Source organism: Streptomyces sp. NBC_01571, assembly GCF_026339875.1.
GTDB lineage: Bacteria > Actinomycetota > Actinomycetes > Streptomycetales > Streptomycetaceae > Streptomyces.
This window is the reverse complement of sequence record NZ_JAPEPZ010000001.1, coordinates 9,102,852-9,128,426: the sequence shown is the minus strand read 5'-3', so window position 1 is coordinate 9,128,426 and position 25,575 is coordinate 9,102,852. Positions and strand designations below refer to the sequence as shown.

General features: G+C 71.2%; 23 protein-coding genes. 13 read left to right on the top strand and 10 right to left on the bottom strand.

The window, feature by feature from the left end; genetic code table 11:
* Positions 1-153: 153 nt before the first annotated feature.
* The gene (locus OHB41_RS40805) at positions 154-1,731 is read right to left on the bottom strand and encodes an aldehyde dehydrogenase (NADP(+)) (RefSeq protein ID WP_266704795.1); all 1,578 of its coding nucleotides are present in this window, start codon (positions 1,729-1,731) and stop codon (positions 154-156) included.
* Between the two features lies 1 nt (position 1,732).
* A complete protein-coding gene (locus OHB41_RS40800) occupies positions 1,733-2,362 on the bottom strand; it encodes a cysteine hydrolase family protein (RefSeq protein ID WP_266704793.1) in 630 nt (209 codons plus the stop codon).
* Positions 2,363-2,588: 226 nt separating this feature from the next.
* Here OHB41_RS40800 and OHB41_RS40795 point away from each other — a divergent pair, with 226 nt between their 5' ends.
* Both OHB41_RS40795 and OHB41_RS40790 read left to right on the top strand, forming a co-directional pair.
* Positions 2,589-3,038 (top strand): lipocalin-like domain-containing protein, encoded by a 450-nt coding sequence (locus OHB41_RS40795; protein ID WP_266704791.1) that lies wholly within the window; start codon positions 2,589-2,591, stop codon positions 3,036-3,038.
* A 117-nt stretch (positions 3,039-3,155) separates the two neighbouring features.
* Positions 3,156-3,737, top strand: a complete 582-nt coding sequence (locus OHB41_RS40790; protein WP_266704789.1) for a TetR/AcrR family transcriptional regulator — start codon at positions 3,156-3,158, stop codon at positions 3,735-3,737.
* A 269-nt stretch (positions 3,738-4,006) separates the two neighbouring features.
* On the opposite strand, the gene OHB41_RS40785 is transcribed toward OHB41_RS40790, so the two are convergent.
* From OHB41_RS40785 to OHB41_RS40775, 3 genes are all read right to left on the bottom strand, one after another.
* The gene (locus OHB41_RS40785; protein WP_266704788.1) at positions 4,007-4,222 is read right to left on the bottom strand and encodes a LuxR C-terminal-related transcriptional regulator; all 216 of its coding nucleotides are present in this window, start codon (positions 4,220-4,222) and stop codon (positions 4,007-4,009) included.
* 206 nt (positions 4,223-4,428) lie between these two features.
* Positions 4,429-5,253, bottom strand: coding sequence for an NPP1 family protein (locus OHB41_RS40780; protein ID WP_266704786.1), 825 nt, complete (start codon positions 5,251-5,253; stop codon positions 4,429-4,431).
* A 507-nt stretch (positions 5,254-5,760) separates the two neighbouring features.
* Entirely contained in the window at positions 5,761-7,071 is a 1,311-nt protein-coding gene (locus OHB41_RS40775; RefSeq protein ID WP_266704784.1) for an MFS transporter, read from the bottom strand.
* A gap of 79 nt (positions 7,072-7,150) precedes the next feature.
* On the opposite strand from OHB41_RS40775, the gene OHB41_RS40770 reads away from it, so the two are divergent.
* On the top strand, positions 7,151-7,744 hold the full coding sequence (locus OHB41_RS40770; RefSeq protein WP_266704782.1) for a TetR/AcrR family transcriptional regulator: 594 nt from the start codon (positions 7,151-7,153) through the stop codon (positions 7,742-7,744).
* Between the two features lie 96 nt (positions 7,745-7,840).
* Here the strand turns inward: OHB41_RS40770 and OHB41_RS40765 are convergent, their stop codons facing one another.
* The gene (locus OHB41_RS40765) at positions 7,841-8,794 is read right to left on the bottom strand and encodes an ornithine cyclodeaminase family protein (protein ID WP_266704780.1); all 954 of its coding nucleotides are present in this window, start codon (positions 8,792-8,794) and stop codon (positions 7,841-7,843) included.
* Positions 8,791-9,567 carry an IclR family transcriptional regulator gene (locus OHB41_RS40760; protein ID WP_266704778.1) on the bottom strand — a complete coding sequence of 259 codons (777 nt, stop codon included), beginning with the start codon at positions 9,565-9,567 and terminating at the stop codon, positions 8,791-8,793. The genes OHB41_RS40765 and OHB41_RS40760 overlap by 4 nt, the downstream gene beginning before the upstream one ends.
* Positions 9,568-9,744: 177 nt before the next feature.
* On the opposite strand from OHB41_RS40760, the gene OHB41_RS40755 reads away from it, so the two are divergent.
* On the top strand, positions 9,745-11,070 hold the full coding sequence (locus OHB41_RS40755; RefSeq protein WP_266704776.1) for an amidohydrolase family protein: 1,326 nt from the start codon (positions 9,745-9,747) through the stop codon (positions 11,068-11,070).
* Entirely contained in the window at positions 11,067-12,143 is a 1,077-nt protein-coding gene (locus OHB41_RS40750) for a dipeptidase (RefSeq protein ID WP_266704774.1), read from the top strand. Before OHB41_RS40755 ends, OHB41_RS40750 begins: the two co-directional genes overlap by 4 nt.
* A gap of 37 nt (positions 12,144-12,180) precedes the next feature.
* Here OHB41_RS40750 and OHB41_RS40745 read toward each other — a convergent pair whose 3' ends face one another.
* Positions 12,181-13,026, bottom strand: a complete 846-nt coding sequence (locus tag OHB41_RS40745; RefSeq protein ID WP_266704772.1) for a GntR family transcriptional regulator — start codon at positions 13,024-13,026, stop codon at positions 12,181-12,183.
* A 408-nt stretch (positions 13,027-13,434) separates the two neighbouring features.
* On the opposite strand from OHB41_RS40745, the gene OHB41_RS40740 reads away from it, so the two are divergent.
* The 3 genes from OHB41_RS40740 to OHB41_RS40730 all read left to right on the top strand — a co-directional run bounded on the left by OHB41_RS40740 (position 13,435) and on the right by OHB41_RS40730 (position 18,459).
* Complete coding sequence (locus OHB41_RS40740; protein ID WP_266704770.1) at positions 13,435-14,862, top strand: cellulose binding domain-containing protein; 1,428 nt, start codon at positions 13,435-13,437, stop codon at positions 14,860-14,862.
* A gap of 739 nt (positions 14,863-15,601) precedes the next feature.
* Positions 15,602-16,519: an aminoglycoside phosphotransferase family protein gene (locus tag OHB41_RS40735; RefSeq protein WP_266704768.1), complete on the top strand. Its 918-nt coding sequence runs from the start codon at positions 15,602-15,604 to the stop codon at positions 16,517-16,519.
* Positions 16,520-16,581: 62 nt separating this feature from the next.
* Positions 16,582-18,459 carry an ABC transporter ATP-binding protein gene (locus OHB41_RS40730; RefSeq protein WP_266706511.1) on the top strand — a complete coding sequence of 626 codons (1,878 nt, stop codon included), beginning with the start codon at positions 16,582-16,584 and terminating at the stop codon, positions 18,457-18,459.
* 292 nt (positions 18,460-18,751) lie between these two features.
* Here OHB41_RS40730 and OHB41_RS40725 read toward each other — a convergent pair whose 3' ends face one another.
* Entirely contained in the window at positions 18,752-19,651 is a 900-nt protein-coding gene (locus OHB41_RS40725; protein WP_266704766.1) for a LysR substrate-binding domain-containing protein, read from the bottom strand.
* A 140-nt stretch (positions 19,652-19,791) separates the two neighbouring features.
* On the opposite strand from OHB41_RS40725, the gene OHB41_RS40720 reads away from it, so the two are divergent.
* Positions 19,792-20,805: an aldo/keto reductase gene (locus tag OHB41_RS40720; RefSeq protein WP_266704764.1), complete on the top strand. Its 1,014-nt coding sequence runs from the start codon at positions 19,792-19,794 to the stop codon at positions 20,803-20,805.
* A 31-nt stretch (positions 20,806-20,836) separates the two neighbouring features.
* Entirely contained in the window at positions 20,837-21,262 is a 426-nt protein-coding gene (locus OHB41_RS40715; RefSeq protein WP_266704762.1) for an SRPBCC family protein, read from the top strand.
* A 286-nt stretch (positions 21,263-21,548) separates the two neighbouring features.
* Here the strand turns inward: OHB41_RS40715 and OHB41_RS40710 are convergent, their stop codons facing one another.
* Positions 21,549-21,719 (bottom strand): hydrophobic protein, encoded by a 171-nt coding sequence (locus OHB41_RS40710; RefSeq protein ID WP_266704760.1) that lies wholly within the window; start codon positions 21,717-21,719, stop codon positions 21,549-21,551.
* Positions 21,720-22,047: 328 nt separating this feature from the next.
* On the opposite strand from OHB41_RS40710, the gene OHB41_RS40705 reads away from it, so the two are divergent.
* Genes OHB41_RS40705 through OHB41_RS40695 form a run of 3 tightly spaced genes read left to right on the top strand, consistent with a single transcriptional unit; the run spans position 22,048 to position 25,545 of the window.
* Entirely contained in the window at positions 22,048-23,793 is a 1,746-nt protein-coding gene (locus OHB41_RS40705) for a bifunctional phosphatase PAP2/diacylglycerol kinase family protein (protein WP_266704758.1), read from the top strand.
* Entirely contained in the window at positions 23,794-24,747 is a 954-nt protein-coding gene (locus OHB41_RS40700) for a YihY/virulence factor BrkB family protein (protein ID WP_266704756.1), read from the top strand. It begins immediately after the preceding gene.
* The gene (locus OHB41_RS40695) at positions 24,748-25,545 is read left to right on the top strand and encodes a phosphatase PAP2 family protein (RefSeq protein WP_266704754.1); all 798 of its coding nucleotides are present in this window, start codon (positions 24,748-24,750) and stop codon (positions 25,543-25,545) included. It begins immediately after the preceding gene.
* Positions 25,546-25,575: the final 30 nt, after the last annotated feature.

Below are 25,575 nucleotides of genomic sequence, written 5' to 3'. Positions count from 1 at the left end.
GCGACCTTGACGTGTGGTCATGGTGGCGGCACGAACGGAGCGCGGGCACGACCGGCCGGGCAGCCGGCCCGGGTCCGCGTGAAGCGGACACCGTCGTCAAGTGACGCCGTGTTGCGGCCGGTCGCTCGCTGAGCAACCGCACGGGGACGTGCGTCAGTCCTGGGTGAGGTGTCCGTCGACCAGGCGCGGCAGCCCCAGGGGGTTGTCCGCGGCCAGCGCGTCCGGCAGCAGCGCGTCGGGGAAGCCCTGGTAGGTGACGGGCCGCAGGAAGCGGTCGATGGACGTCATACCGACCGAGGTGAAGCGGCTGTCGGTGGTGGCCGGGAAGGGGCCGCCGTGGATGGTCGCGTCTCCGACCTCCTGCGGGTGGGCGAACGCGTTCACCACGATCCGACCGGTACGCCGTTCCAGGATCGGCAGCAGTCGTGCCGCGTCCCCGTGGTCGGCCTCGTCGAGGTGCATCGTCGCCGACAGCTGACCGCGGAATGTCCGGGCCACCTCGAGGAGTTGGGCCAGGTCGGTCAGGCGCACCAGGAGCGCCGCCGGTCCGAAGACCTCCTCGGCCAGGCCGGGATCCGTCAGGAACCGCTGCCCGTCGACCTCCAGCAGCCGCGAGCGGCCCTCCCAGGGACCCTGGGACTCCGGGCCCTCGGTGAGGGTCTCGGCGCCCGACTCGAGCAGTCGCCGTGCGCCTTGGTCGTAGGCGTCGTGGATGCCCGGGGTCAGCATGGTGCGCGCGCCCATGGCGTTCACCCGCGCCGTGGCCGCGTCACGCATCTCGGCGTAGCCCGGGCCGTCGACGGCGAGCAGGATCGCGGGCTTCAGGCAGGCCTGGCCGACGTTGACGAGCATGCGCTCGGCGAACCCGTCGCCGATCTCGGTGCCGCGCGCCGCGAGCGCCGTGGGCAGGACGAAGGTGGGGTTGACGCTGGTCATCTCGGCGAAGACGGGGATCGGGTCCGGACGCGACTGGGCCCGCCGGTACAGCGCCATGCCGCCGCGCTCGGAACCGGTGAAGGTCACCGCCTTGATCAGCGGGTGGTCCACCAGTGCCTCACCGATCTCGTTGCCCGCGCCTCGCACCATGGAGAACACTCCCTCGTGCAGCCCTGAGTCGAGGACCGCGCTGCGGATGGCGCGCGCCTGGAGCTCCGAGGCGCCCGGGTGGGCGTTGTGGGCCTTGAGGACGACCGGGGCGCCCGCCGCCAGCGCGGAGGCGGTGTCGCCGCCGGCGACGGAGTACGAGATGGGGAAGTTGCTCGCGCCGAAGATGGCGACCGGCCCGATGGCGATCTTCTGCAGTCGGTGGTCCATCCGCGGCCGCGGCTGCCGCTCCGGCTGCGCCGGGTCGATGGCGGCGTCGCGGAAGCGGCCCGCGCGGACCACGCCGGCGAACTGCCGGAACTGGGAGGCGGCCTTGGCCGCCTCGCCCTGGAGCTGTGCAACGGGCAGGCCGGTCTCCAGGGCCGCCCGCTCGGCCAGCTCCTGGTTGATCCCGTCCAGCCGGTCCGCGATCAGGTCGAGGAACGCGGCGCGTTCCTTCGGTCCGGTGCGGTTGTAGCTGTCGAAGGCCTCGTCGGCCAGGCGCGCGGCACGGTCGACCTCGGCCGCGCCGCCGAAGGCGAACTCCGGTCCGATGTACTCCCCCGTGGCGGGGTCGAGTGCCTTCATCGTGCCGGCGGATGCCGGGACGTTCGACGAACCGATCAGCAGGTGTCCGGTCAGTGTCATCTCAGTGCTCTCCGTTCTCCAGCGTCCGCAGGAGTTCCGCGGTGGTGGTGATGGTGTGGGCGTAGGTGGGGCCGTTGAGTTCGTGGGCGGCGTGCATCATCTCGGGCTTGAACGCCGCGGTGGCGTCGCGGACGAGGGTCACGTGGTAGCCGAGCTCCATCGCGTAGCGGCTGGTGGACTCGATGCAGGTGTTGGCGAGCAGGCCGATGACGATCACATGGGTGATGCCGTGCTGCTTGAGCCGGAAGTCCAGATCGGTGTTGGCGAAACCGCTCTGTGCCCAGTGCTCCTGCACGATCACGTCACCGTCGGCGGGCTGGAGATCCTGGTGGAACTCGCCGCCCCAGGTGCCCCGGGCGAAGCTGTGGCGCTCCTGCACCAGCCGCTGGGTGGGGTTGGGGTGGTCCCAGTCCTCGTAGTCGCCCTCCTGCCAGCGGCGGTGGGGGACGAAGGCGATCCGCAGCTCGGCCCGGCGGCCGGCGGCGATGACGGCGCGCAGGTTGTCCAGCAGGCCGACGTCGGTGGCCACCTGCTGGACGGCGGGCCAGATCTTGCCGCCCTCCGACAGGAAGTCGTTGTACGGATCGACCAGCAGAACCGCGGTGCGGGTGGGGTCGTAGATGTCCGTCATGGTGCGTCCTTCTCGATGTTTCCCGCTCTATTCTGGATGACTGTCCTCATCCACATTCAGGATGGTGAGCGTCATCCTGAATGTCAACGTGAGGTAGCTCGCAGGCGCTCCGCCGGGGCTCATCTGTATGATTTCCATCATCCACATTTCCCGGCACCGACCCTCCGCCACAGCCCCGTACGAGGGCGGCGCTGAGCGTCGAAGACCAAGGCAGGTAAGGAACCCCATGAATCCCGATGAACTGCGCGAGACCCTCGTCGGCGCCTGGCGCCTGGTGTCGTACCGGGCCACCGCCGTCGACGACGGCGAGGTCGTCCAGCCCTTCGGCCCGCGGCCCCAGGGCCTCATCACGTACACACCCAGCGGTCACATGTCGGCCCAGATCATGCGTCCGCTGCGACCCCGTTTCCGGCAGGGCCGCCTCGAGAAGGGCCTGCCCGAGGAGCTGGCCGCGGCGGCCGTCGGCTACCTGGCGTACGGCGGGACCTACGAGGTTCCCGAGGACGACCTCGTGGTCCACCACGTCGAGCTCAGCCTGTTTCCCAACTGGGTGGGCACCACTCAGGCCAGGGTCGCCGACCGGGACGGTGACGGACTCCGGCTGTCCCTGCCCGAGCCCGCCCCGATCTGGGGCGCCCGCCGTACGGGTGTCCTTGTCTGGGAGCGCGCGCGATGACCCTCGCTCCGTCGCGACCCGCCCGGCGGCCCGGGAGGCCGATCCGGGCAGGGGATATGATGTCCGTCATCCACATTTGATCGGTGCGGCTGTCGTCGCAGATCGGGAGGTCTTGCCATGGGTCACTCCCAGGCAGCCAAGGCGGAGTCGCGTGACCGGGTCCTGCGGATCGCCGCCCGCCGTATCCGCGAGGAGGGGCTGACCCGCCCGGGCGTCGCCGAGCTGATGAACGAGGCCGGTCTGACCCACGGCGGGTTCTACAAGCACTTCTCCTCGCGCGACGACCTGATGCGGCAGGCCGCCGCCCTCGCCCTGGTCGACGGGGAGACCAAGATGGCGCGGGCCGCTCGCCGCAACCGCGAGGAGCCCCGTACGGGTCTGATCGACTCCTACCTCAGCGCCCGCCACCGCGACGCTCCGGGAACGGGCTGCGCGGTGGTGACGCTCGGCGCCGCGGCGGGCCGTGGCGAGGCCGAGATGAAGGAGGCGTACGAAAAGCAGGTGCGCGGCTATCTGGAGCTCATCAGTGGCACGGCGGACGGCGACGACTCCGACGAAGCACGGGCCGACGCCATGCTCACGCTGAGTGCGATGGTCGGCGCGCTGCTGATGTCGCGCGCGGTCGCCGACCCCGAGCTCTCCGATCAGCTTCTGCGGACAGTGGCCGCGCGGCTCAAGGGCGAGCCCGTACAGCCCTGACCGCACGCGCCCGTTGCCCGAGGACAGGTGTCGGGTGGCGGAGGACATGGCGGCAGGGCGGCCCTGCGCGACGAGTGGTAGCTCCTCCTGAGCGGCCGCCCCGGCCACCCCGCCGCCCGATGAGGACATGCGCCCTTGCGACTTCTGTGGTCACCTCCTCGCCGTGAGATCCATGGACGAGCGTGACTGTCCTGTCTGCGGGGGCCTGATGACGAGGATCAGTGGGGCGCCGCCGCTCAGCCGGACGTGATCGTGGACGTGGACGTGGTCTACGAAGGACGGCGCGCGTGCTGCGGAGACGCGCCCGGGGGCACCGCCCGGAGCGTCCGGGCCAGTTCGCGTCGGGTGGTGACGCCGAGTTCGGCGTAGGCGCGCAGGCGGTGGCTGTCGACGGTGCGCACCGACAGGGCCAGCACCTCGGCGATGTCCCGTCCCCGGACAGCGCTGCGCCGTGGGGGCCGACCCGGGTTCCGGTCGGGCCCCACGGCGTCCGGGCGACGTGGGCGTCCGCGGCAGCGGACAGGGGCGGTGACGGTTCAGGCCGTCACCCCGCGACCGCCGTCCACGACGGATCGTCGCACTGTGCGGGCTCCACGAACGGCGCTCCGCTCTGGTGTCTCCTGCCGGGTGCTCGCCCAAGTCCCGTGTCCGGTACGGGACGAGCACCCGCGGGGCTGCTTCGGTCCCGGGCTCAGTTCCAAGGGTCGAACGGGATCCCGGCGGGCTTGGAGGCGTTGAGGAGATTGCGGAAGCGGTCGTCCTTGTCCGTGGTCTTGATGGTGGCCGACCCGAAGTCCGCGTTCATCAGCCGGTCCCGCAGCTCGATGCTGGGCCAGCCGTTCCAGTCCACGATGGGAGGCTGACGCCAGTTGTGGTAGTGGTTCTCCGGAGGCTCGTCGTTGTTGTTGGCGAGTCGGAAGAAGTGCGTGCCCAGACCGTCCTTGTGGTAGACGACCTTGGGGTGCGAACCGTCGAACCGGACCTCGGACCGCGCATAGGTCTTCTGGCTGGAGTGCTGCGTGGTCGAGACGTACTCCACCTGGTTGGTCGCCTGGTTGATCCAGGAGATCACGTGCTCGAAGTCGTGGCGGTGTCCGCCGAGACCGCTGCCGGCCACGGCCTGGTCCTTCTCGAAGTAGCTGGCGTACACGACGGCACACCATCCGTTGTTGCACTTCGAGCGGGCGTAGGTCTGCGTCCGGTCGAGGTCGGACTGGTCACGGCAGCTGCCGTTGACGGCACCCGTGGTGTTCAGACCGGGATTGAGCGTTCCGTCGGGAGCGATGGCGGCGACGGGGTAGCAGCCGTCGCCGTCGTAGTCGTACGCGGGCGAGAACGACGCCTCGTAGCCTCCGGCGTTCTGCGGCAGATTCGGCAGGTTGTCCGCCTGGGCCACCGCCGAAGGGAGCGCGACGGTCAGGACGGTGGCGCCGAACAGCACCCCGAACCAGGACGCCTTGCGCTTCAGACGTCCGGGAGCCGGCTGAGGTGCTCCGGGTGATGACAGGTTTCTCATTTCCGCCCTCTCGAAGAACTCGGTAACCGTTCGCTGCGGCGTCGCTTCACAGCAAGATCACTCCTGCCCCCATAAGACGTGATCTCCATGTCCCGCAGACGAGTAATCTGTAATGTACAGGCCAAGTTTTCAAGAGCATTCGGAAACAAGGACTTTGCGGCAGGCCCCCTTGCGGAACACTCGGGAAAAACCTGCCGCATGCGCCGCCGGGACTCAACCACCTTGTGGGCACGGCGAGTTCGCCGAGACGAGGACGCCCGTCAACGGGTGGTGTCGTCCGGGCGTGGGAGGACGTGCGCGCCCGGGTCCGGCCGAAGACCGCCTATCGGGACGAGTTCCGGCAGCCCCCACTCTGTGAAATCCGTTGCGAAGGCGCTGATTTCGGCAGGGTCACGGTCATCCGACACGTCGCCGTATCGGGCAATTCCCCGAGCGATCGGGCGACCGGCGCACAAAAACGGTCCCGCACCGACCGCGCGGAATCCGCGGGTCGGTGCGGGAGTGTCGTCACCAGTCCTGGACCCCGGCGATCCGGTCGCGGCGGTCGGCGTTCCTGGCGCGTGCGGTGCGCAGCCACTGGGCGGCGAGCGCGAGGGCGCTGAAGCCGATGACGGCCGCGCTGTAGACGACCGAGGTCTCATGCAGGCCGACGTTCGTGGCGGCGAAACCGGCGACCACGGCGGGGACGCTGAAAGCCAGGTAGGAGATGACGAACGCGACCGCGAACAGCTCGCCCCGCTCGGCCGGTTCGGCGATCCGGGCCAGCGTGCCGAAGCTGGCCAGGGCCGACCCGCCGAAGCCGACACCGGCGATGGCGGTACCGATCGCGGACATGGCGAGCGAGTGCTCCTCCACCCCGGCCAGGCCCACCCCCGTCCCGACGAGCAGCAGGACGGCCGCGAGGGCGAGGGTGCGCTCGGTGGGCCAGCCGCGCAGCAGGAAGACGGTGATCGAGGCGGGTCCGCAGAGCAGGGTGACCACGAGGCCGCCGATGACGTGGCTGGACAGACCGAACAGGTTGGCGGCCACGGACGGACCGAGCGAGAGGTACAGGCCGCCGAGGGCCCAGCTCGCCACCAGGATCGGCACGAGGGCGATCAGGTCCGAGCGCAGGCGCGGAGCGACGCCCAGACGCGGCCGCAGCGACCGTGCGGCACCCGGCCGGCGCTGTGCCGTCTCGGGCAGCAGGGCGACGAGCAGACCGGCGATGACCACTCCGGCGAGCAGCAGCACGTAGACCAACCGGGTCGGGTGCGGCCCGTACTGCGCCAGGACACCGCAGCCCAGCGCGCCCAGACCGAGTCCGAACGTCGGGGCCGCGCCGGTGATGACGCCGGCGCGGTGCGGTGCGTGGGGCGGGTTGAGATCGACGAGCGTCGCGCCGAGTGTCGTCATGGCCGCGCCGGTGGCGATTCCCTGTACGAAGCGGGCGGTCAGAAGTACGGAGACGTCGCCGGCGACGACGAACAGGACCATCGCCACCGCTTCGAGGACGATGGCCGTGGCCAGGACGGGCCGGCGGCCGATGTGGTCGGACAGCGCCCCGAGCACGAGGAGCGCGGCGATCATGCCGACCACGTACACCGCGAACACGGTGGTGAGCGTGGTGGCCGAGAAGCTCCATTCCTGCTGGTAGATGACGTAGAGCGGCGACGGTGCGCTCGAGGCGGCCATGAACAGGATGAAGACGGCCGCGATCGAGGCGAAGGCCACCGGCCGGCTCAGCCCGCGTCGCGCACGGCCGTCCGGCGGCCCGGCCAGGACCGGAACCGCCTGGGTTGCCGGGGATTTCTTGTAGCGCGTGGGTGCGTCAGACATGCGGCGCCCTCTCCGAATGCAGTGATCGTTGCGTTAACTACGGTAGCCCTAACGCAGCGATGAGTGCGATAATTTCCGTATGACCGAAGCAACTGCTCAAGCCCGTCCCGGCGGCCGCTCCGCGAAGGTGCGAGCGGCCGTTCACCACGCGGTCGAGGAACTGGTCGCCGAAGAACCCGTCGAGGCGCTGACCATTCCCGTCATCGCGGCGCGCGCCGGGGTGCACGCGACCACCGTGTACCGGCGCTGGGGATCGGTGGCGCAGCTTCTGAACGACGTCGCCACCAGCCGGTTCAGCGGCGACGTGGTGGTTCCGGACACCGGTTCCCTGTCGGGCGACCTGGAGCGGTGGATGGGCGATGTGGCCACCGACCTCGCCGACCCCGACGTCCTCGCCCTGATGCGGGCGACCATCGGCTCGGGTCCGGACGGCGGGTGCGCCTGCACGGCCGACCGGCACGCACAACTCGGCGCGATCATCGAGCGGGAGCAGGCTCGCGGCGGCGAGGTGCCGAGCGTGGGCACGGCCGTCGACACACTGCTCGGCCCGCTGTACTACCGCGCGATCTTCAGCGGGGAGCCCGCCTCCAGCGAGTGGGCGCGGGGCCTGGTGGCGACACTGCTCACGGCGATCCGGTGCCGGGTGTCCCCCGGTCGGGACACGCCCCGGTGACGGGGTGACCCAAGACGTCCGGACACGGGTGCGGGCAACGAGCCACCGCATCCGCACCCGTACCCGGACACCCTGAAAGGACGGTCCTCGCCGTCGTCAGAGGTCGACCCTCGTCCCCCACCCCGCGGCCGAGGCGACGGCATGGACGACATGCGCGGCGGCCACGTCCAGGGCGGCGTGCCCGGTGGACTTGAACACGGTCAGTTCGTCCGCGCTCTGCCGTCCGGGCCGGTCCCCGGAGAGCACGCGGCCGAGCAGGGTGACCGTCCGCCCGGCAGGAAGATCCTGCAATTCATGCGCTCCGGCCGGGGGTTCGGCCGTGGCCGCGCCCGCCCACTCGGCGAAGAGGGCCGCGTCCCGCAGGGTGCCGGTGTCCAGTTCGGGACCGTGCGAACCGCCGACGGAGCTGATGTGGGTGCCGGCCGCGAGCCAGTCACGGCGCACCACGGGCCGGGTGGCGCCGGTGCAGCAGAAGACGACGCCCGCCGCGCGGACCGCCGCCTCGACACCCGTGGCCGTCCTTCCCCCGGGATGCAGGTCGGCGGTGAGCCGGGCCCGCCCCTGGTCACGGCCGGCCACGACGACGGGTGCGGTGGGATCGAGCGCCGCGAGCAGGGCGACCTGGGCGCGGGCCTGGGCGCCGGTGCCGATCACGGTCGCCGGGCCGGCCGGTTCCGCGACCGCCAGCGCACGGGCGCTCCACGTGGCGGCGGCGGCCGTCCGGATGCCGGTGAGGGACTCGGCGTCCATGAGGGCGAGGGGCCGGCCGTCGTCGGCGTCGAAGAGGGCGACCATTCCGCGGTGCGCGCTGCGGCCGGGGCGGTCGGGATCGCCGAACACGGAGACGAGCTTGGCCGCGAGGCCCAGCCCCGGAACGTATCCGGGCATGGCGCCCAGCAATCCGCTCGCGGTGCGCGCGGCGATCCTCGGCGGCGCCGACACCTCGTCCCGGCCGATGGCGACGAGTGCGGTAGCGACCGCCTCCATGACGCGCGCGGGGTCGAGGGCGGCGCGGGTCTGGGCCCGGTCGAGGACGAGGACCCCGGTCATGCCGGCACCTCCGTCGTGGCGGTGCCGGGTCCGGTCCAGGAGAGCAGGCGTCCCAGCTCCTCGGTGGCCTCGCGCAGTCGCTGTTTCAGGTGGAGGAGTCGCGCCGTGTCGATCTCCGCGTCGAGACCCACCACGGTGAGGGCGCAGAGGGGGGATCCCTGGTCCACGACCACCGCGCGGCTCAGTGAGGCGACCGGCTTCTCGTTGCGTCCGTGCTCGACGGCGAATCCGGACCGCCGGGTGTGTTCGATCTCCGCCACGATTCCTTCGGGACCGTCGAGCGGGTGCCCCGCCTCCTCGGCCGGGCGGAGATAGGGCCCCCGCGCCTCCGGTTCGAGCGCCGCGACCAGTGCCAGGGGGCCGGCGAACCGGTGGACGGGCAGTGCCTCACCGAGCAGGCGCGTGATCATGCCGAGGCGCTCGGGCCGTACGACGTCGATCACTCGGGAGCGGTCCTCCTCGAGGACTTGGAGGTTGACCATCATCTCCGTGGCCTCGGACAGGCTGCGGAGCACCGGCCGGGCCAGGGCGACGAGGGAGTGGCGCGTGGCGGCGGAGGACAGCTGCAGGACCGCCGTGCCGGGGAGGTAGCGGTCGCCGGCCCGCAGCACCCAGCCGCGGCGGACGAGATCCAGCAGGATCCGGTACGCGGTCGCCCGGTGCAGGTCCACGGCCTCGGCCAGGTCGGTGAGGCGCGGCGGCTGCGGCGAGCGGGCCACGGCCTCGACCAGGTCCAGCGCCTTGTCCACCGCCGTGCGGGGGGCCTCGGGCATGGGGAGCACTCCTTGTGGCATCGGGTCTCGGCGTGGGACCGGGCCTCGACCGGCATCGAATCTCCGTCGGCGCCGGGGGCCTTGCGGAGGCCGGGCGGGACGGGGGTACAGTGCCGAATGTTTCCAGTGACGATACGACTGTTGCGCTGAGCGTAACAGTCCTGCCGAGAGGTGAAGATGGCGGACGAAAGCCCGGGCGCACCGACCCCATACGCCCCCGCGGCGCCGGGCACGGTCGCGGTCTACCGCGGTGCCACTCTGTTCGACGGCATCGGCGGCCCCCTCCGGCCCTCGACGACCATCGTCATCGACGGCCCGGCCATCCGCGCCGTCGGTGACGACCGCGTGATCGGTGCCGACCTGCCCGCCGGCGCCGAGGTCTTCGATCTCGACGGACGCTTCGTCGTGCCGGGACTGATCGACTCCCACCAGCACCTCGCCACCCCGCCCGACCGGCCCGCCGCCGAGGCGGTGCTGCGCCGGCTCGCCTTCGGCGGCGTCACGGCCGTCCGTGACATGGCCGACGACCTGCGGCACGTGGGCGATCTCGCCAGAGCCACCCTGGTCGGCGAGATCCCGGGCCCGGACATCCGGTACGCCGCCCTGATGGCGGGGCCGGGCTTCTTCGACGATCCGCGCACCCACCAGGTCACCCGGGGCGGGACGCCGGGCGAGGTGCCGTGGATGCAGGCCATCACCGCGCACACGGACCTTCGGCTGGCCGTGGCGATGGCGCGCGGTACCCATGCGACCGCCATCAAGATCTACGCGGACCTGGACCGTGACACCGTCGCCGCCATCACCGCGGAGGCGCATCGCCAGGGCATCCACGTCTGGGCCCACGCCACGGTCTTCCCGGCGACACCGGGCGACCTCGTCGCGGCCGGCGCCGACAGCCTCTCGCACGTCACCCTGCTTCCCTTCGAGGCGGTCGAGGATCGGTTGATCAGCTACCGCGACAAGCCGGCCGTCGACCACTCCCGGTTCACCTCGGGGGACGAGCCACGGCTGGCCGCGCTCTTCGCGCGGATGAAGGAGCGCGGTACGGTCCTGGACGCGACCGCCGGCATGTGGCTGAGCGATCTCCTGGCCGGTGACACGCCCGAGTCCGCCGCCCGCGCGCGGGCCAACGTGGACCTCGCCGCGGCTCTCACCGCCCAGGCCCACCGGTCGGGCGTCGCGATCTCCACCGGCACGGACTACGAGACCGACCCCGGGGCCCCCTTTCCCGCTCTCTACGAGGAACTCGACTTCCTCGTCCGCCGCTGCGGCATCCCGGCCGACCAGGTGCTCCACTCGGCGACGCTCGTGGGTGCCCGGAGTGCGGGCGCCGAGGACGTCATGGGCAGTGTCGAGGCGGGCAAACTCGCCAACTTCGCGGTCCTGAACGAGGATCCCCTCGACGACATAGGAAATCTGCGGACCATCGCACTCACCGTCAAACGTGGACGCCGCTTCGAGCGCACCGAGTTCGGGCGCACCGACCCCGAGGGATCCCGATGACCGACACCCCGATGATCATCAACGCGCTCGGCCAGCTGGACAACCCCAACGCCCCCGCCTCGGTTGACGCCGCCGCTCAGCTGAACCCGTCCAGCGATCAACTCACCATCGACGAAAGGACCTTGGCCGACGTCCATGCCTCGGGCCTGACGGCGGTCAACATCACCCTCGGCTACACGATGGGTGATCTGCCTCCGTACGAGCACACCCTCCACGAGATCGCCGTGTGGGACGCGCTCGTCCGCGACCACTCCGCCGACCTCGTCAAGGTCCGTACGGCCGCCGACATCCGCCGCGCCCGCGCCGAGGGCAGGATCGGCATCATCTACGGCTTCCAGAACGCCGTGGCCGTGGGCCACGACACCGGGCGGATCGCGACCTTCGCCGGCCTGGGTGTGCGCGTCGTCCAGCTCACGTACAACCAGGCCAATCACATCGGCGACGGTTCGATGGCACCGGAGAACCGCGGTCTGAGCGACTTCGGGCACCGTGTCGTCGACGCGCTGAACGAGCAGCACGTCATGGTCGACCTCTCCCACAGCGGGGAGCGCACCTGCCTGGACGCCGCCGCGTACTCACGCCGGCCCGTCTCCATCAACCACACCGGCTGCCGCGCCCTCGCCGACCTGCCCCGCAACAAGACCGACGAGGAGCTGCGTCTGGTCGCCTCCCGCGGTGGATTCGTGGGCATCTACTTCATGCCCTTCCTCTCGCTGTCCGGCCATGCCCGCGCCGAGGACGTCGTCGACCACATCGTGCACGCCGTGAACGTGTGCGGCGAGGACCACGTGGGCATCGGCACCGACGGGACGGTCACGTCCATCGACGACCTCGACACCTACCGCGCCCACCTCGCCGAGCACGTCGCCCTGCGCCGCGAGGCCGGCGTCGGCGCGGCGGGTGAGCGCGACGACACCCTGCCCTTCGTCATCGACCTGCGGGGTGTGAACCAGTTCCGGGAGCTGATCCGCCTGCTGGAGTCCCGCGGATACGGCTCGCGGCGCATCGAGAAGATTCTCGGCACGAACTTCCTCGACTACGCCGAGCGCGTCTGGACCCCTTCGGCCGCCTGACCCACGTCACCTCCCTCCACAGTCCCGCCTCCGACGGTCACAGGTCGCTCTGCACCACACCCCGAGTGGAGAAGGCGACGGGTTCACCCGCCATGAGGTCCCCCGGCGGGATGCCGGGATGATGGCCGTCGGGTGGCGAGGGGTGTTCGGCGCGGGGACCGAGCGCCAGCCGGGAGACTATGCGGTACCGGTCGCCTCGGTAGATCGAGTGCACGTACTCCACCGGCCGGTCGCGGGTGTCCGAGGTGAGCCGCTCGAAGAGGAGAGCCGGTGACAGCTCCGGCACGTCGAGCAGGTCCGCCTCGCCGCGGGTCACCACCGTGGGCTCGATCGCCTGCACCGCCTCGCTGACCTGGACTCCGTGGCGTTGCTTCAGGTGCTGGTACAGATCGCCGTTCTCCAGTTCGTGCTGGGTGAGGTCCGGCGCCAGGTCCGCCGGGACGTGGAGGTACTCGATGGCCATGGGGGAACCGTCGACGAGCCGCAGACGTGCCACGTAGCGGATCTCGGCCGCGGGTGAGATGCGCAGCTTGCGGCCCACCCGCGCACCGGCCCGCTGCGTGCTGAATTCGAGCAGCCGGCTGGTCCAGGTGCCCGCGGCCTGCGGCAGGCTGAAGGTCCGCCTGTCGGGAACCAGTTCCTGTGTGATCTTCTCGCCGGCCACGAACATGCCGCGGCCGTGCTCGCGCACCAGCAGTCCGGCCACGACGAGTTGGTCCACCGCCGCCCGCAACGTGGGCCGGGAGACGCCGAGTTCGGCACAGAGCGCCCGCTCGGAGGGGATCGCGTCGCCCGGGCGGCGTTCCTCGATCAGTTCGAGGACGGCGTCGCGCACCTTCTCACGCTTGAGCACCGCACGGGAGGCGGCCGGGTCGATCTCCATGCGGGACTCTCGATCGTCGGCGGGACGGGAACTGGTACGGCCCTGACCATAACTGGTCCGGTGGTAAGTGGTTCCGAGTCACCCGGATACCGCCGCGCCAGTGATCTGATCACCCGTCATATCATCAAATCCCCTACGGAGCACGGGGGTTGACGAGTGCATTGGTCTATGCCACCTTCAACCGAGATGCCAACTGGTAAACCCAGTGGGCCAACTGGTCAAGTCCGGTATGCCGTCCGTCGCCAGATCCCCCGGAGGCGAATCGCGAAGTACCGCCCGCTCACCCTGCCCGGCACCACCTCGCCGAGTGCCGGACTCACCGCACGCTCCTCATCCCGGCGACCCTGACGGCTGCCTTCCCCCGGCCCTCCCGCACGCGGCGGGAGTCCCCCTGAAAGGAACCCCCAGATGAGAACCCGTCCCCCCGTCGGCCGAGGCCGTGTGGCCCTGGCACTTTCGACTCTGCTGGGCAGTACCGTCCTGGCCGCCCTACCCATGACCGTGACCGCCTCCGCCGCGGCCGACGGTATCGCCGTTCAGTACCGCACCAGCGCGAGCGGGGCCACCGCCGATCAGAGCGAACCCTGGTTCAAGGTACGCAACACCGGTTCCTCCACGGTCCAGTTGAGCCAGGTGAAGATCCGCTACTACTTCAAGGCGGACTCGGCGAGTGCCTCGTACCGCTTCGCCTGCTCCTGGGCGGTCAAGGGGTGTGCCAACATCACGGGCACCTTCGGCGTACTGAGCAACCCCACCGCCACCGCGAACCGCTACCTGGAGATCGGCTTCACCTCGGCGGCCGGCTCACTGGCAGCGGGCGCCGACACCAGCGACATGCAGCTCCGCTTCTACCAGGCCAACTGGCAGACCCTGAACCAGGCCGACGACTACTCCTTCAACCCCTCCCAGACCTCGTACGCGGACTGGAACAAGGTCACCGCGCAGCTTGCCGGCACGACCGTGTGGGGCATCGCGCCCGAGGGCAACGACCCCACCGACCCCACCGATCCGACCGACCCGCCCGGCGGAGGCCAGAGTCTGTTCGACGACTTCGACTACGCGTCGTACACCGACCCCGCCATCGCCGCCCACGGCTGGAACGTCCGCTCCAACTCCGGCGGTCCCGGGGTTCCCGGTGCCACCTGGGACCCTTCCAAGGTCACCTTCCCCACCGTGTCCGGCAACACGGTGATGAACCTGGAGACCTCCACCGCGGGCACCGCGGAGTCCACCAGGCAGACCGAAGTCGTCTCCAGGAGCACGAAGTTCGAGAACGGCACCTACGCGGCCCGCGTGAAGTTCTCCGACACCCCCAAGTCGGGGCCGGACGGCGATCACCTCGTGCAGACCTTCTTCACCATCAACGACCTCAAGGCCCCGATGGCCGACGACTACTCGGAGTACGACTTCGAGTACCTGCCCAACGGCGGCTGGGGCGAGACCGGCAACATCCTGTACACCACGTCCTGGGAGACCTACAACCCGGACCCCTGGCAGGCCGTCAACCAGCACACCGAAGGCCGCCAGAGTTACAACGGCTGGCACGACCTGGTGCTCACCATCGACAACAGCAGCATCAAGTACTACATCGACGGGCAGCTCTTCGGCACCCACGACGCCCAGTACCTGCCCGAGCGTCCGATGTCGATCAACTTCAACCAGTGGCTGATCGACCTCGCCGGACAGACCTCGACCACGGCCCGCGCCTACGACGAGCAGGTCGACTACGTCCTGCATGTCAAGGACCAGGTCCTCACCCCGGCCCAGGTGGCCGCGAAGGTGGCCGCGTACCGCACCGCCGGAACGAGGTTCGTGGACGAGATCCCCGCCTCCTGACCCGCCGTGCCCCGACGCCGGCTTTCCCGACGTGACGATGCACCGAATCGCCACCGAGGGGAGGCCGGCGTCGCGCATGCGGCCCCGTGACACCCCCCGGCACCGGGAACGGGATCGACGTCCGGCTGCGCACAGTTCGAGCCATCCTCGCCGCCGCTCCCCCACGGGATGTCACACCGCGGTTCGAGAATCCTTTCTTCCGCCTCCGGCCCAGGCCAGGGGCTCGAGCGACCCCACCCGACCGCCGGCGCGGTGCCCGTCCGGGTTGGCCGGATCGCAGTCCCTTCCCCCGCTGATTGTCAGTGGGGTGCACGAGGGTGCCGTCCGCAGTCCCCACCCACGCCGTGCCGAAGGAGACCGGTGCACTCGACGCCGCGCGCAATCCCCCGTTCGGGCCACAGCGACGTCACCGTCCCCTTGACGAGTGAATCGAACGGGCCGGCGCCGGTCGATCGGGCCGACAGCACTTGCCCGCGCCGACACAATTCGAACTTTCGCCCGATCATTCGCTCCGTGCACCCCGTATCGGTCCTGTGATCAGGGCAGTTGTCCGAGTTGCTTCGACCGTTTTCCCCACCGAGGAGAATCCCGTGAATCCCGTACTCGTACTCGCCGCCCTCCGGTCTGCGTTCGAAAACCCTCCCGCTCGGACCATCTCGCCCGCCGCGCTCCGGCGCCCGGTTGACGTGCGCCGCGCTCTGTTCGTCTCCGCGTCACGACCGTCGTCGAGGTGGGGTGCGTGACCGACTCGACCATGCCCGCGCCGGCCCTGCTCGCCTGGGCCGGCAAGGAACTCGGCGTACCGGTCTCCGTCACCGCGGACGCCCCGCACCCCCGCCGGACCCCCTGTGGGAACTCCCGTGGGAATCCCCGTGTCTGGGTTCTCCGCCGTCCTGACGGGGCCCTGTTCCACCTGAAGGTCTCGCCCCAGCCCCTGGCGTACGAAAGGGAGACCCTCGCCCTGCGCCACGCGGTCCCGGCCCTCGGTGCCGGCCGCGCGCCGCAGCTGCGCGCCTCGAACCCCGAGCACCTGGCCCTGTTGCTGACCACCGTCCCGGGCCGCCCGCTCCGGCAGCTGGCCGTCTCCCCCGCAGGGGAGGTCCGGGCGCACCGCCAGGGCGGAGTTCTGCTGGCCCGGCTGCACGAGGCCGGCGACCTGTCCGGGCCCCGGCGTACGGAGGCCGAGCGGGCCCTGTGGGCCGCGGCCGACTGCGCCGGCCCGCTGCTGCGGCGGGCCGGCGACCGGATCACGACTGCGGAGCACCGATACGTGCGCGATCTGACCGAGCGACTGCGCATCCTTCCGCCCCTGCCGCTCGCCTTCGTCCACGGTGCCGCCAGGCCCCGCAACCTCCTGTGGTCCCGGTCCACGGAGCAGGCCGGCTGGATCGGCTTCGAGCGGGCCCGGTTCGCCGCCGCGGTGCAGGACTTCGTCCAGATGAGCTGTGGGGTCTGGGCTGACCGGCCCGACCTGCGGGCCGCGTGCTTCCAGGGATACGGCCGCCGCCTGCTTCCCGAGGAGCGGCACGCGCTGAAGGCTCTGGCCGCCCTCGACGCGGTGAGCTGTCTGGTCCGGGGCCCCGCGCTCGCCGATCACGAGATCACGGCGCGGGGACGGCGCACCCTGGACCGGCTCATGGCGGGGGTGTTCGTATGACGACGCCCCACGGCAGGAAGACCACGCCCCTCGTGGAGGCGGCGAGCGACCGCGGCAGGACGATGTCCGTACCCGCGGCACGAGACGGGGCTCCGCAGCCGGCCGCACCGCCCGAACTCGACTACAACGGGCGCAAGCACCGGCGCGCCATGGACGACGCGACACTGTGGGACATGGCCCGCCGGATCCCCCGGGCCCTCGTACAGACGGCCCGGCTCGCCTGGTCCGTCGACCGGCGCATGGCGGCCACGATCGTCGTCTGCCAGCTGCTGTCCGGCGTGGCGACGGCGGTGATGCTCGGCGCAGTCGCCCGGGCCCTGCCACGGCTGACCACCTCCGACCCACGGGACGGGCTGGCGCACGCGTGGCCGGCCCTGGTCGTCGCGATCGTGGCGATGTCCGGCGGCGCGGCCCTGTGGATCCTCGCCGACTGGGCGACCCGGCGACTGAACCCGAAGATCGCCTCGGCCGCCGACCTCACCCTGGTCGACCTCCACATGCGCGCCGAACTCTCCGCCTACGACACCGAGGGTTTCAGCGACCGCAGCCAGGCGGCGGAGATCGGGTCGCTGCGGGCCGTGGATCTCGCCGACGACGCGAAGACCCTCACCAACGGACTCGTCCAGCTGGTCTCCGCGGCGACCGTCCTCACCTCGCTGCACCCGCTGCTGCTGGGTGTGCTCCTGCTGTCCGTGGTCCCGCGCGGGATGGGCGGGGTGATCGCGGCGCGCATCGACTACCGCGTCCACGACCGCACGCTCTCCGCCCGCAACGTACGCGGCATGATGCGCTGGTGGCTGACCACCGCCGATCTCGCCGACGAGCTGCGCGCCAACACCATGCGCCCGTACCTGCATTACTGGTACCGGACGATGTGCGACCGGGTCGAGGGCCGCGAGCTCGAGGGCGCCCGTCCGTATCTGCTCGTGACTCTGCTGGCCGCGTCACTGGCGGGGGCGTTCACCCTCGGCATGTGGGCCTCTCTCGCCGCTCTGGTGCTCGCCGGCGCGATGACGGCGGCACTCGCGGGCACGGCCGTCGTGGCCTCACAGACCGCGGGGCGCGCGCTCAACTCGATCGTGCGGTACGGGGCGGTGATGTTCCACCACGGCCTCTATTTGAACGACTACTACACCTTCGTCGACGAGGTCGGGTCCATGGTCACGGCCCGCGGCACGACGCGGGTCGAGGCGCCGAGGCAGATCCGGTTCGAGGGCGCCGGCTACACCTACCCCTCCAAGGACGCACCGGCCCTGCACCCGGTCGATCTCACCCTCCACCGCGGGGAGGTCGTCGCCCTGGTCGGCGAGAACGGTGCCGGCAAGTCCACCCTGATCAGATTGCTCACCGGACTGACCACGGCCGGCGAGGGCACGGTCCGGTGGGACGACACCGACCTGGCCACCGCGGACGCGGAATCGGTGTGGCGGCACGTGGGTCTCGTCCCGCAGCGGACCGGGCGCTGGCCCCTGTCGGCAAGGGAGAACATCACCCTCGGCCAGCCGCGCGAGGACGGCGACGGCCGGATCTGGGCGGTCGCGAACCGGGTCGGCATGGACACCACCCTGCGTGGCCTGCCCGGCCGGCTGGACACCCTGCTGGCCCGCTCCGTGTGGGGCGGGCACGAACTGTCCGGCGGCCAGTGGCAGCGGCTGGCCTGTGCGCGGGCGATGTACCGGGAGCCGGCCGTCCTCGTCCTGGACGAGCCGACCAGCGAGATGGACGCGCGAGGCGAGCACACGATCTTCCGCGAACTGCGCGAGATGGCTCCGGACCGCATCACGATCGTGGTCACGCACCGGCTCGACAACGTGCGGATGGCCGACCGGGTCATCGTGCTCGATCAGGGCCGCATCCGCGAACAGGGCCGCTTCGAGGACCTCGTCGCCACCGAGGGCAGTCTCCTGGGCGAACTTCACGCCCTCGCCCAGGACCGCTGACTCCCGGGCCGAGTCCGACACCGAGGGGCCGTGCCGCACCCGGGCACGGCCCCCTTGTCCCCGCCCGGCCGGGTGCGTCACGGTCGGCGCGGGGCACGGACACGAAGCGGCGAACACCCGTGCTCGGCACTCGACTTACCGCGCGGGCACCTCCCGTCCGGAGCCCGCTGCCCAGCTTCCCTGGTATCCGCTGCCCGCACGGCGCCCGACTCCCTGCGACCCTGCGGGCCGCGGCCCGCAACCCGCAACCGAAGGGAACCGTTCTCCCCGGTCGCCTCGATCGTTCCCGCGCTCACGCGTCACCCCGTCCCATCAGGACCGTCTCGCGGAACTCGGCCACCACGGGCCGGAGATCGACCCGGTGCCACGCCGCCCACAGTTGAACAGACCCTCCGTACCAGGGCAGTTCGCGTATCGCGACGCCGTCGGAGGTGCCGCGCACCATGCTCTTCTGGATGAGGGCGAGACCGAGGCCGGAGGCGACCAGGCCCAGCGCGGTGAGGGGATCGGCCGCGTCGAGGCGGATGTCGGGCGTGAAGCCGGAGGCGACGCACGACGCGACGAACGTGTCGCGCCAGGCCGGGTCCGGGGCATCGCCCACCGCGATCCACGGCTGCCCGTCGAGGGCGTCCGGTGTCAACTCCTGCTGCTCGGCGAGCGGATGTCCGGCGGGCAGCACGAGCAGCAGCGGATCCCGAAGCAACGGGGCCGAGTTCAGGTCCGGGTCGTCCTCGGGCGGCGGGGTGCGCACCAGCGCGATGTCCAGGCTGCGCTGCCGCAGACCCTCGAACTGCTCGGCCGACTCCTGGTCGTACAGCGCGACGTGAATGCCCGGACGCCGGTCACGCAGCGTGCGCAGGGCGGAGGGCAGGATGCCCGTGTGCATCGCGTCGGCCACGTACCCGATGCACAGGCCGCCCTCCTCGCCGCGGCCGAGCCGTCGGCCGAGGTTCTCCAGCCGGTCGGCGTGGCGCAGCAGGGCCTGCGCCTCGGTCAGGAAGACCCGGCCGTCGGAGGTCAGCCGGATGCGCTGCTGGCTGCGTTCGAAGAGGGTGAGTCCCAGGTTCTTCTCCAGCTGGGCGATCTGCCGGCTGAGGGGTGACTGGGAGATGTGCAGTCGCTCGGCGGCGCGACCGACGTGTTCGGCCTCGGCGACGGCGACGAAGTAGCGGAGTTGTCGCAGGTCAAGCATGTAGGACCTCAAAGGACTCAACTCTGTCCAAGCAAGTCTTGGACAGTCTCATGTAGGGATCCTAACCTCGAACACGTAAGGCCGACGGATCGCCCATACCGTGACGAATCCGCCCTGATCTCTATCCGCGAGGATCCTCCATGAGCATCAAGCCCCTGCTGCCCGGCTCACTCGGCTTCGGCACCGCACCGCTCGGCAACATGTTCCGCGCCATCCCGGAAGAGGAGGCGGCGGCCACCGTCGAGGCCGCCTGGGACCAGGGCATCCGCTACTTCGACACCGCGCCCTTCTACGGCGCGGGCCTCTCCGAGACCCGGCTCGGCGACGTACTGGCCCGGCACCCCCGTGACGAGTTCGTGCTGAGCACCAAGGTCGGCCGCGTCATCCTGGACGAGGTCGAGGACCCGTCCGCCCGCGACCTCGGCGAGAAGGGCGGCCTCTTCGAACACGGCCGCCCGAACAAGATGGTCAACGACTACTCGGCCGACGCCACTCTCCGCTCCATCGAGGACAGCCTCAAGCGGCTGCGGACGGACCGTCTCGACATCGTGTGGGTGCACGACGTCGCGCAGGACTTCTACGGAGACGAGTGGCTGGCCGCCTACGAGAGCGCGCGCACCGGTGCCTTCCGTGTCCTGCAGGGGCTTCGCGAGGAAGGCGTCATCAAGGCATGGGGGCTGGGCGTCAACCGGGTGGAACCCCTGGAGCTCACCCTCGACCTGGACGAACCGAAGCCCGACGCCTTCCTCCTCGCGGGCCGGTACACCCTCCTCGACCACGAGCGGGCCCTGCAGCGCCTGCTCCCGGCCGCCGCGGCCCAGGACGTCGACATCGTGGTCGGCGGCCCGTACAGCTCCGGAATCCTCGCCGGAGGTACCCACTTCGAGTACCAGCAGGCGCCCGCGCACATCATCGACAAGGTGGAGCGCATCAAGGCGCTGGCCGAGCGGCACCGGGTGGGTGTCAAGGCCGCCGCGCTGCAGTTCTCCCTCGCCCATCCGGCGACGACGGCCGCCATCCCCGGAGCCACCAGGCCCGGTCGCATCGCGGAGGACATCGCCGCTCTGACCGAGAGGATCCCCGCCGCGTTCTGGGCGGACCTGCGCGCGGAGCGACTGGTGGCACAGGACGCTCCCGTACCCGCCGCCGCCTGACCCCTTCCGCCCCAGCCCAACGGAGAATCCCGTGGCCACGACCACCGCATCCCTCGACATCCCCACCTCGCCCGACCGCGTCTGGCAGCTCATCGGCGGCTTCGACTCGCTGCCCGACTGGCTGCCGTACATCCCCTCCAGCGAACTCGCCGACGGCGGACGCGTCCGGCGTCTCACGAACGAGGAGGTCGGCGTGATCGTCGAGCGCCTCGAAGCCTTCGACGACAAGGCCCGGACCTACAGCTACTCCATCCTCCAGGCCCCCTTCCGCGTCACCGGTTACCTCTCCACCCTCACGGTGCACGAGACCGCCCGGCAGGACAGGGCCCGCGTGGAGTGGTCCGGCAGCTTCACACCGGACGGCATCGGCGACGACGAGGCCATCGCCCTGTTCCACGGCATCTACACGGACGGTCTGGCCGCGCTGAACCGGACCCTGACGTCGCCCGCGAGCTGACACGGGGCGACGTCCGACACCACCCGTCCTCCGCCGAAGGCCGTCGAGCGGGCTGCGCGCCGCGCGGGCGGACGGGTCCGGGAAGCCCGCCGTGTTGGAGGTGCGCGGGTTCCCTGCGCGCACGGCGGACCTCCCGGCCACACGGTCCTCCTGCCCCGCTCCGCGGCGCGCGCGCACCGATACCGCCATCTTCACGCAAGAGGCACACGAACGCGGGGCGGCCCCGGACTGAACTGATCAGTCCGGGGCCGCCCCGCACCACCACCGGGTGGGAACTGGGTGATCTCTACCAGCGGTACCAGCGGCCACGGCTGCCACCGGTTCCGGTGGAGCGCATGACGAAACCGAGCAGCCACACGGCGAGCACGATCACGGCGACGATCCACAGGGCCTTCAAGGCGAAGCCGGCACCGAAGAGGACCAGAGCGAGCAGAAGAACGAGAAGCAGGGGAACCATAGTTATCAACCTCCGCAGCACCGAGTGCCCTGCCGACAACCACCCATGCGCCCAAAGTTTATTTGTTTCTTATCCCTCGAACCGGCAATACGGAACCGCCCCCGGCAGGCGGCAGCGTCCCTCCCCCGGCGCCGGCTTCGGCGACCCGGACACCACAGCGGAGACCCCAGCCATGCGCCGGAGTCACGGCAGACACCCAGCGTGACGATCCACCGGGCGATTCTGCGTCCGGGAGGCCTGCACGGCGGCTCCCGGGGCAGACGGCGTTCGTCCGGGGAGTCGCCCCCGGCCGAACGCCGCCGAAAGGCGCCGATCCGTGGGAGCCCCGATGCCGACCGCCGTGCCGGAAAGACCTGCCGGACTGCCTCGTATCCCATCGGAGGAGGCCGGCTCCGGAAGGCCGGCGGCCCTGCCCCGAGGCATCGGGCGGACCGCCGCGCGCATCGCCGCCCTGACGGCGTGCCAGGCCGCGCTGATGGTGGGATTCGGACTCCTGATCACCGGTCCCGCGCGTGATCTGTGGCCGCTGACGGTCGAGGACCGCGTCGACGAAGCCTTCGAACGGGGCCGCACCGGCACCCTCACCACTCTGTCCTTCCTCGGCTCCGAGGCCGGCAACACCCTGACGGTCATCACGCTCACCCTGGCCGCCTGTCTGGTGCTGGTCCTGCTGCCCCGTCTCCCCATGTGGCGACAGGCGGTCTTCCTCGCCGTCGCCGTCTCCCTCCAGTCGCTGGTCTTCCTGACCATCACCTTGTCGGTGGACCGCAACCGTCCGGACGTGGACCGCCTCGACGCGTCCCCGCCCACGTCCAGTTACACGTCCGGCCACACCGGCGCCGCCACCGCCCTGTACGCGGGCCTCGCCGTAGTGGTGCTGTCACGCGGGCGCGGTCCCTGGCGCAGAGTCGTGGGGGTGCTGCTGCTCCTCATACCGCTGCTGGTGGGCGTCGCCCGCCTCTACCGCGGCATGCACCACCCCACGGACGTGGTGGGCGGACTCGTCAACGGCGGCCTGTCCCTGCTGATCGTCGGGCGTGCCCTGCTGACCGACAAGTCCGTGACCGCGCCGCCCTCCACCGGCTCGCTGCCCGCCGCCGACGGTGCCCGCGCCGAGCGGCACCACGGCACCACGGCCGTGATCTTCAATCCCACGGTGACCGACGAAGCCACCCGGGTGTCCCTGCGACGGGTCCTGGACCACAACGGCCACCGTGCGCCGGTGTTCATCGAGACGACCCGCGACGACCCGGGCAGCGGGCAGACGGCCCGCGCGATCCGCGACGGTGCGACGCTGGTCGTGGTCTGCGGCGGGGACGGTACCGTCCGCGTGGTGGCCGACGCCCTGGCCGGCAGCGGGGTCCCGCTCGCCGTCGTACCGTGCGGCACCGGCAATCTGCTGGCCCGCAACCTCGGCCTGCCGCTCGCCCCCGCCGAGGCCCTGGAGGCCGCGCTGCGCGGTACGTCGCACCCCCTGGACCTCGGGCACATCGAGGGCGACGACCTCACCGCCACCCACTTCACCGCGATGTCCGGGGCCGGACTGGACGCCGCGATGATCGAGCACACGGACGAACGCGCCAAGTCGGCCGTGGGCTGGCCCGCGTACCTCCTGGCGGGCATCAGCACGCTGCGCACCCCCCGTATGGGTCTGACCATCCGGCTCGACGACGCGCCCGCCCTCCGCCGTACCGCGCGCATGGTCCTCGTCGCCAACGTCGGCACCGTCCAGGGCGGGTTGACGCTCCTGCCGTCCGCCCGTCCCGACGACGGGCGCCTCGACCTCCTGATCCTCGACCCGCGGGGCCCCGGCGGCTGGATGCGCGCGGTGGGAACGCTGCTGCGCGGCCGGTCCCGGACGCCCCGGGGCGCCGCCGTGGACACCCTCGCCACCCAGGACGGCGACCGGGCCGGCGTACCGGTGGAGTTCTTCACCTTCCGCCGCGCCGAACTCACCTTCGACTCCCCGCAGTCCCGCGAACTCGACGGAGACCCGGTCGGCCCGGGGCGCCGTCTCACCGCCGAGGTCAGGCCCGGCGCCCTGACCGTGCTGCTGCCGTCCCGGGAGAAGTGAATGGGTACCGCCACCAGGGTCCCCGAGACCCGTGACATGACCGGCGAGGAACTCTCCGCGGACGAGGCGCTGGCGTCCCTGCGCCGTTACGGCCGCTGGCCGCTGCTGCGCGACTCGTTCATCCGGTTCCGCTACGCCGACGGCTTCAGCCACTCCCGGGCGCTCGCCCTGCAGACGGTGCTGGCCGTGATCCCGCTCGCCATCGCGTTCGTCGGACTCTCCACGGCACTGCACTCGGAGGACATCGGCAGGTTCGCCGAGCTGACGATCCACCGGATCGCCGCGGGCCCGAGCGCCGAGGTGGTCGACGACGCGCTGCGGCGCAGCCGGCACACGGCGGGCGACGGCGCGCAGGTCGCCCTCTGGTTGGGTCTGCTCTTCTCCCTGGTCAACGTCACCACGGCGATGTGCCAGATCGAGCGTGGTGCCAACCGGATCTACGGGAACGAGCGGGACCGCCCCTTCCACCGGAAGTACCTGCGCGGCCTGGTGATGTCGCTCAGCGCCGGGATCCCGCTGGGGCTGGGGTTCGTCGTCATGGTGGCCGGCGGCGACCTGGCCTCCGCGGCGGTGACGGTCTACGGACTCGACGGCGCGGCCAGGACCGCCTGGGAGATCATCCGGTGGCCGGTCGGTTTCCTGCTCGCGCTCCTCTCCGCCAGCGCGATCTTCCGTCGCTCTCCCCGCCGGCAGCAGCCCGGTTACACCTGGCTGGCCTTCGGCGCCGCGGTCTACCTCGTGCTGTGGACGGCACTGACCTGGCTGCTGAGCCTGTACCTCGGGGTGAGCGGGTCCTTCGACACGATCTACGGCCCGCTCAGCGCCTTCATGTCACTGTTGCTCTGGGCCTATCTGACCTCCATCGCCCTGTTCCTCGGACTGGCGTTCGCCGCGCAGCTGGAGGCCTCACGGGCCCTGCGGCCCGGTCCGATCCACCCCGACCCTGGAGTGTGAATGCCGGTGCGAACCGTTGCCCTCCGCCTCCGTGAGCAGCGCCGCCGGGCGGCAGACCGCAGGTTCGGTGTCCGGCTGCTCGGGTCGGCCGCCGTCGCCGCGGTCGCCGCCGTGCCCTTCGGGCTCCTGCTCGTACTCCTGGAGGGCCACTGGCAGCCCCTCCGCCGTCTGGACGCGGGCACCGCGCGACGGCTGCACGAGACGGCGCTGGAACACCCCGCCTGGACGAGCACGCTGCGCTTCCTCTCCGACCGGGTGTGGGATCCCGTCACCCTGCGTACGGCCGTCGCGCTGCTCACGATCTGGCTGGTGTACCGCAGGGCGTGGCGGCTGGCGGCCTGGTCCGCCGTGACGGCCGTGGCCGGCGGCCTGATCGGACTGCTCGTCAAGACAGTGGTCGAGCGGGCCAGACCGTCTCTGGAGGATCCGGTCGCGCACGCCCCGGGGTTCTCGTTCCCGTCCGGGCACGCGATGACGGCCACCACCTCGTTCGCGGTGCTGCTGCTCGTCCTGCTGCCCCTGGTCCCGCGCGCCTGGCGGCCGCTGGGCTGGTGTCTGGCCGCCGTCTCGGTGCTCGGTGTCGGCTTCACCCGCGTCGCGCTCGGCGTGCACTGGTTCAGTGACGTGGTGGGCGGCTGGCTGCTGGGGCTCGCGGTCGTCGCCCTGACGGCCTGGGCCTTCGAGGCGTGGCGCGTCGATTCCGGCCGCGGGCACGCCGAGTTGACCGGCGGTCTGGAGCCGGAGCTCACCGGCGCCCACCCGGAACCGGGTCCGGCCGGCCGGGAGGTGTCCCACTGAGACGGGGTGGGTGCCGGGGACGGACTCCAC

Excerpts from the sequence above, each read along its gene's own strand:
- OHB41_RS40805 (WP_266704795.1), bottom strand. The coding sequence starts at position 1,731 with ATGACACTGACCGGACACCTGCTGATCGGTTCGTCGAACGTCCCGGCA.
- OHB41_RS40800 (WP_266704793.1), bottom strand. The coding sequence starts at position 2,362 with ATGACGGACATCTACGACCCCACCCGCACCGCGGTTCTGCTGGTCGAT.
- OHB41_RS40795 (WP_266704791.1), top strand. The coding sequence starts at position 2,589 with ATGAATCCCGATGAACTGCGCGAGACCCTCGTCGGCGCCTGGCGCCTG.
- OHB41_RS40790 (WP_266704789.1), top strand. The coding sequence starts at position 3,156 with ATGGGTCACTCCCAGGCAGCCAAGGCGGAGTCGCGTGACCGGGTCCTG.
- OHB41_RS40780 (WP_266704786.1), bottom strand. The coding sequence starts at position 5,253 with ATGAGAAACCTGTCATCACCCGGAGCACCTCAGCCGGCTCCCGGACGT.
- OHB41_RS40775 (WP_266704784.1), bottom strand. The coding sequence starts at position 7,071 with ATGTCTGACGCACCCACGCGCTACAAGAAATCCCCGGCAACCCAGGCG.
- OHB41_RS40770 (WP_266704782.1), top strand. The coding sequence starts at position 7,151 with ATGACCGAAGCAACTGCTCAAGCCCGTCCCGGCGGCCGCTCCGCGAAG.
- OHB41_RS40765 (WP_266704780.1), bottom strand. The coding sequence starts at position 8,794 with ATGACCGGGGTCCTCGTCCTCGACCGGGCCCAGACCCGCGCCGCCCTC.
- OHB41_RS40760 (WP_266704778.1), bottom strand. The coding sequence starts at position 9,567 with ATGCCCGAGGCCCCCCGCACGGCGGTGGACAAGGCGCTGGACCTGGTC.
- OHB41_RS40755 (WP_266704776.1), top strand. The coding sequence starts at position 9,745 with ATGGCGGACGAAAGCCCGGGCGCACCGACCCCATACGCCCCCGCGGCG.
- OHB41_RS40750 (WP_266704774.1), top strand. The coding sequence starts at position 11,067 with ATGACCGACACCCCGATGATCATCAACGCGCTCGGCCAGCTGGACAAC.
- OHB41_RS40745 (WP_266704772.1), bottom strand. The coding sequence starts at position 13,026 with ATGGAGATCGACCCGGCCGCCTCCCGTGCGGTGCTCAAGCGTGAGAAG.
- OHB41_RS40740 (WP_266704770.1), top strand. The coding sequence starts at position 13,435 with ATGAGAACCCGTCCCCCCGTCGGCCGAGGCCGTGTGGCCCTGGCACTT.
- OHB41_RS40730 (WP_266706511.1), top strand. The coding sequence starts at position 16,582 with ATGTCCGTACCCGCGGCACGAGACGGGGCTCCGCAGCCGGCCGCACCG.
- OHB41_RS40725 (WP_266704766.1), bottom strand. The coding sequence starts at position 19,651 with ATGCTTGACCTGCGACAACTCCGCTACTTCGTCGCCGTCGCCGAGGCC.
- OHB41_RS40720 (WP_266704764.1), top strand. The coding sequence starts at position 19,792 with ATGAGCATCAAGCCCCTGCTGCCCGGCTCACTCGGCTTCGGCACCGCA.
- OHB41_RS40710 (WP_266704760.1), bottom strand. The coding sequence starts at position 21,719 with ATGGTTCCCCTGCTTCTCGTTCTTCTGCTCGCTCTGGTCCTCTTCGGT.
- OHB41_RS40705 (WP_266704758.1), top strand. The coding sequence starts at position 22,048 with ATGCCGACCGCCGTGCCGGAAAGACCTGCCGGACTGCCTCGTATCCCA.
- OHB41_RS40700 (WP_266704756.1), top strand. The coding sequence starts at position 23,794 with ATGGGTACCGCCACCAGGGTCCCCGAGACCCGTGACATGACCGGCGAG.
- OHB41_RS40695 (WP_266704754.1), top strand. The coding sequence starts at position 24,748 with ATGCCGGTGCGAACCGTTGCCCTCCGCCTCCGTGAGCAGCGCCGCCGG.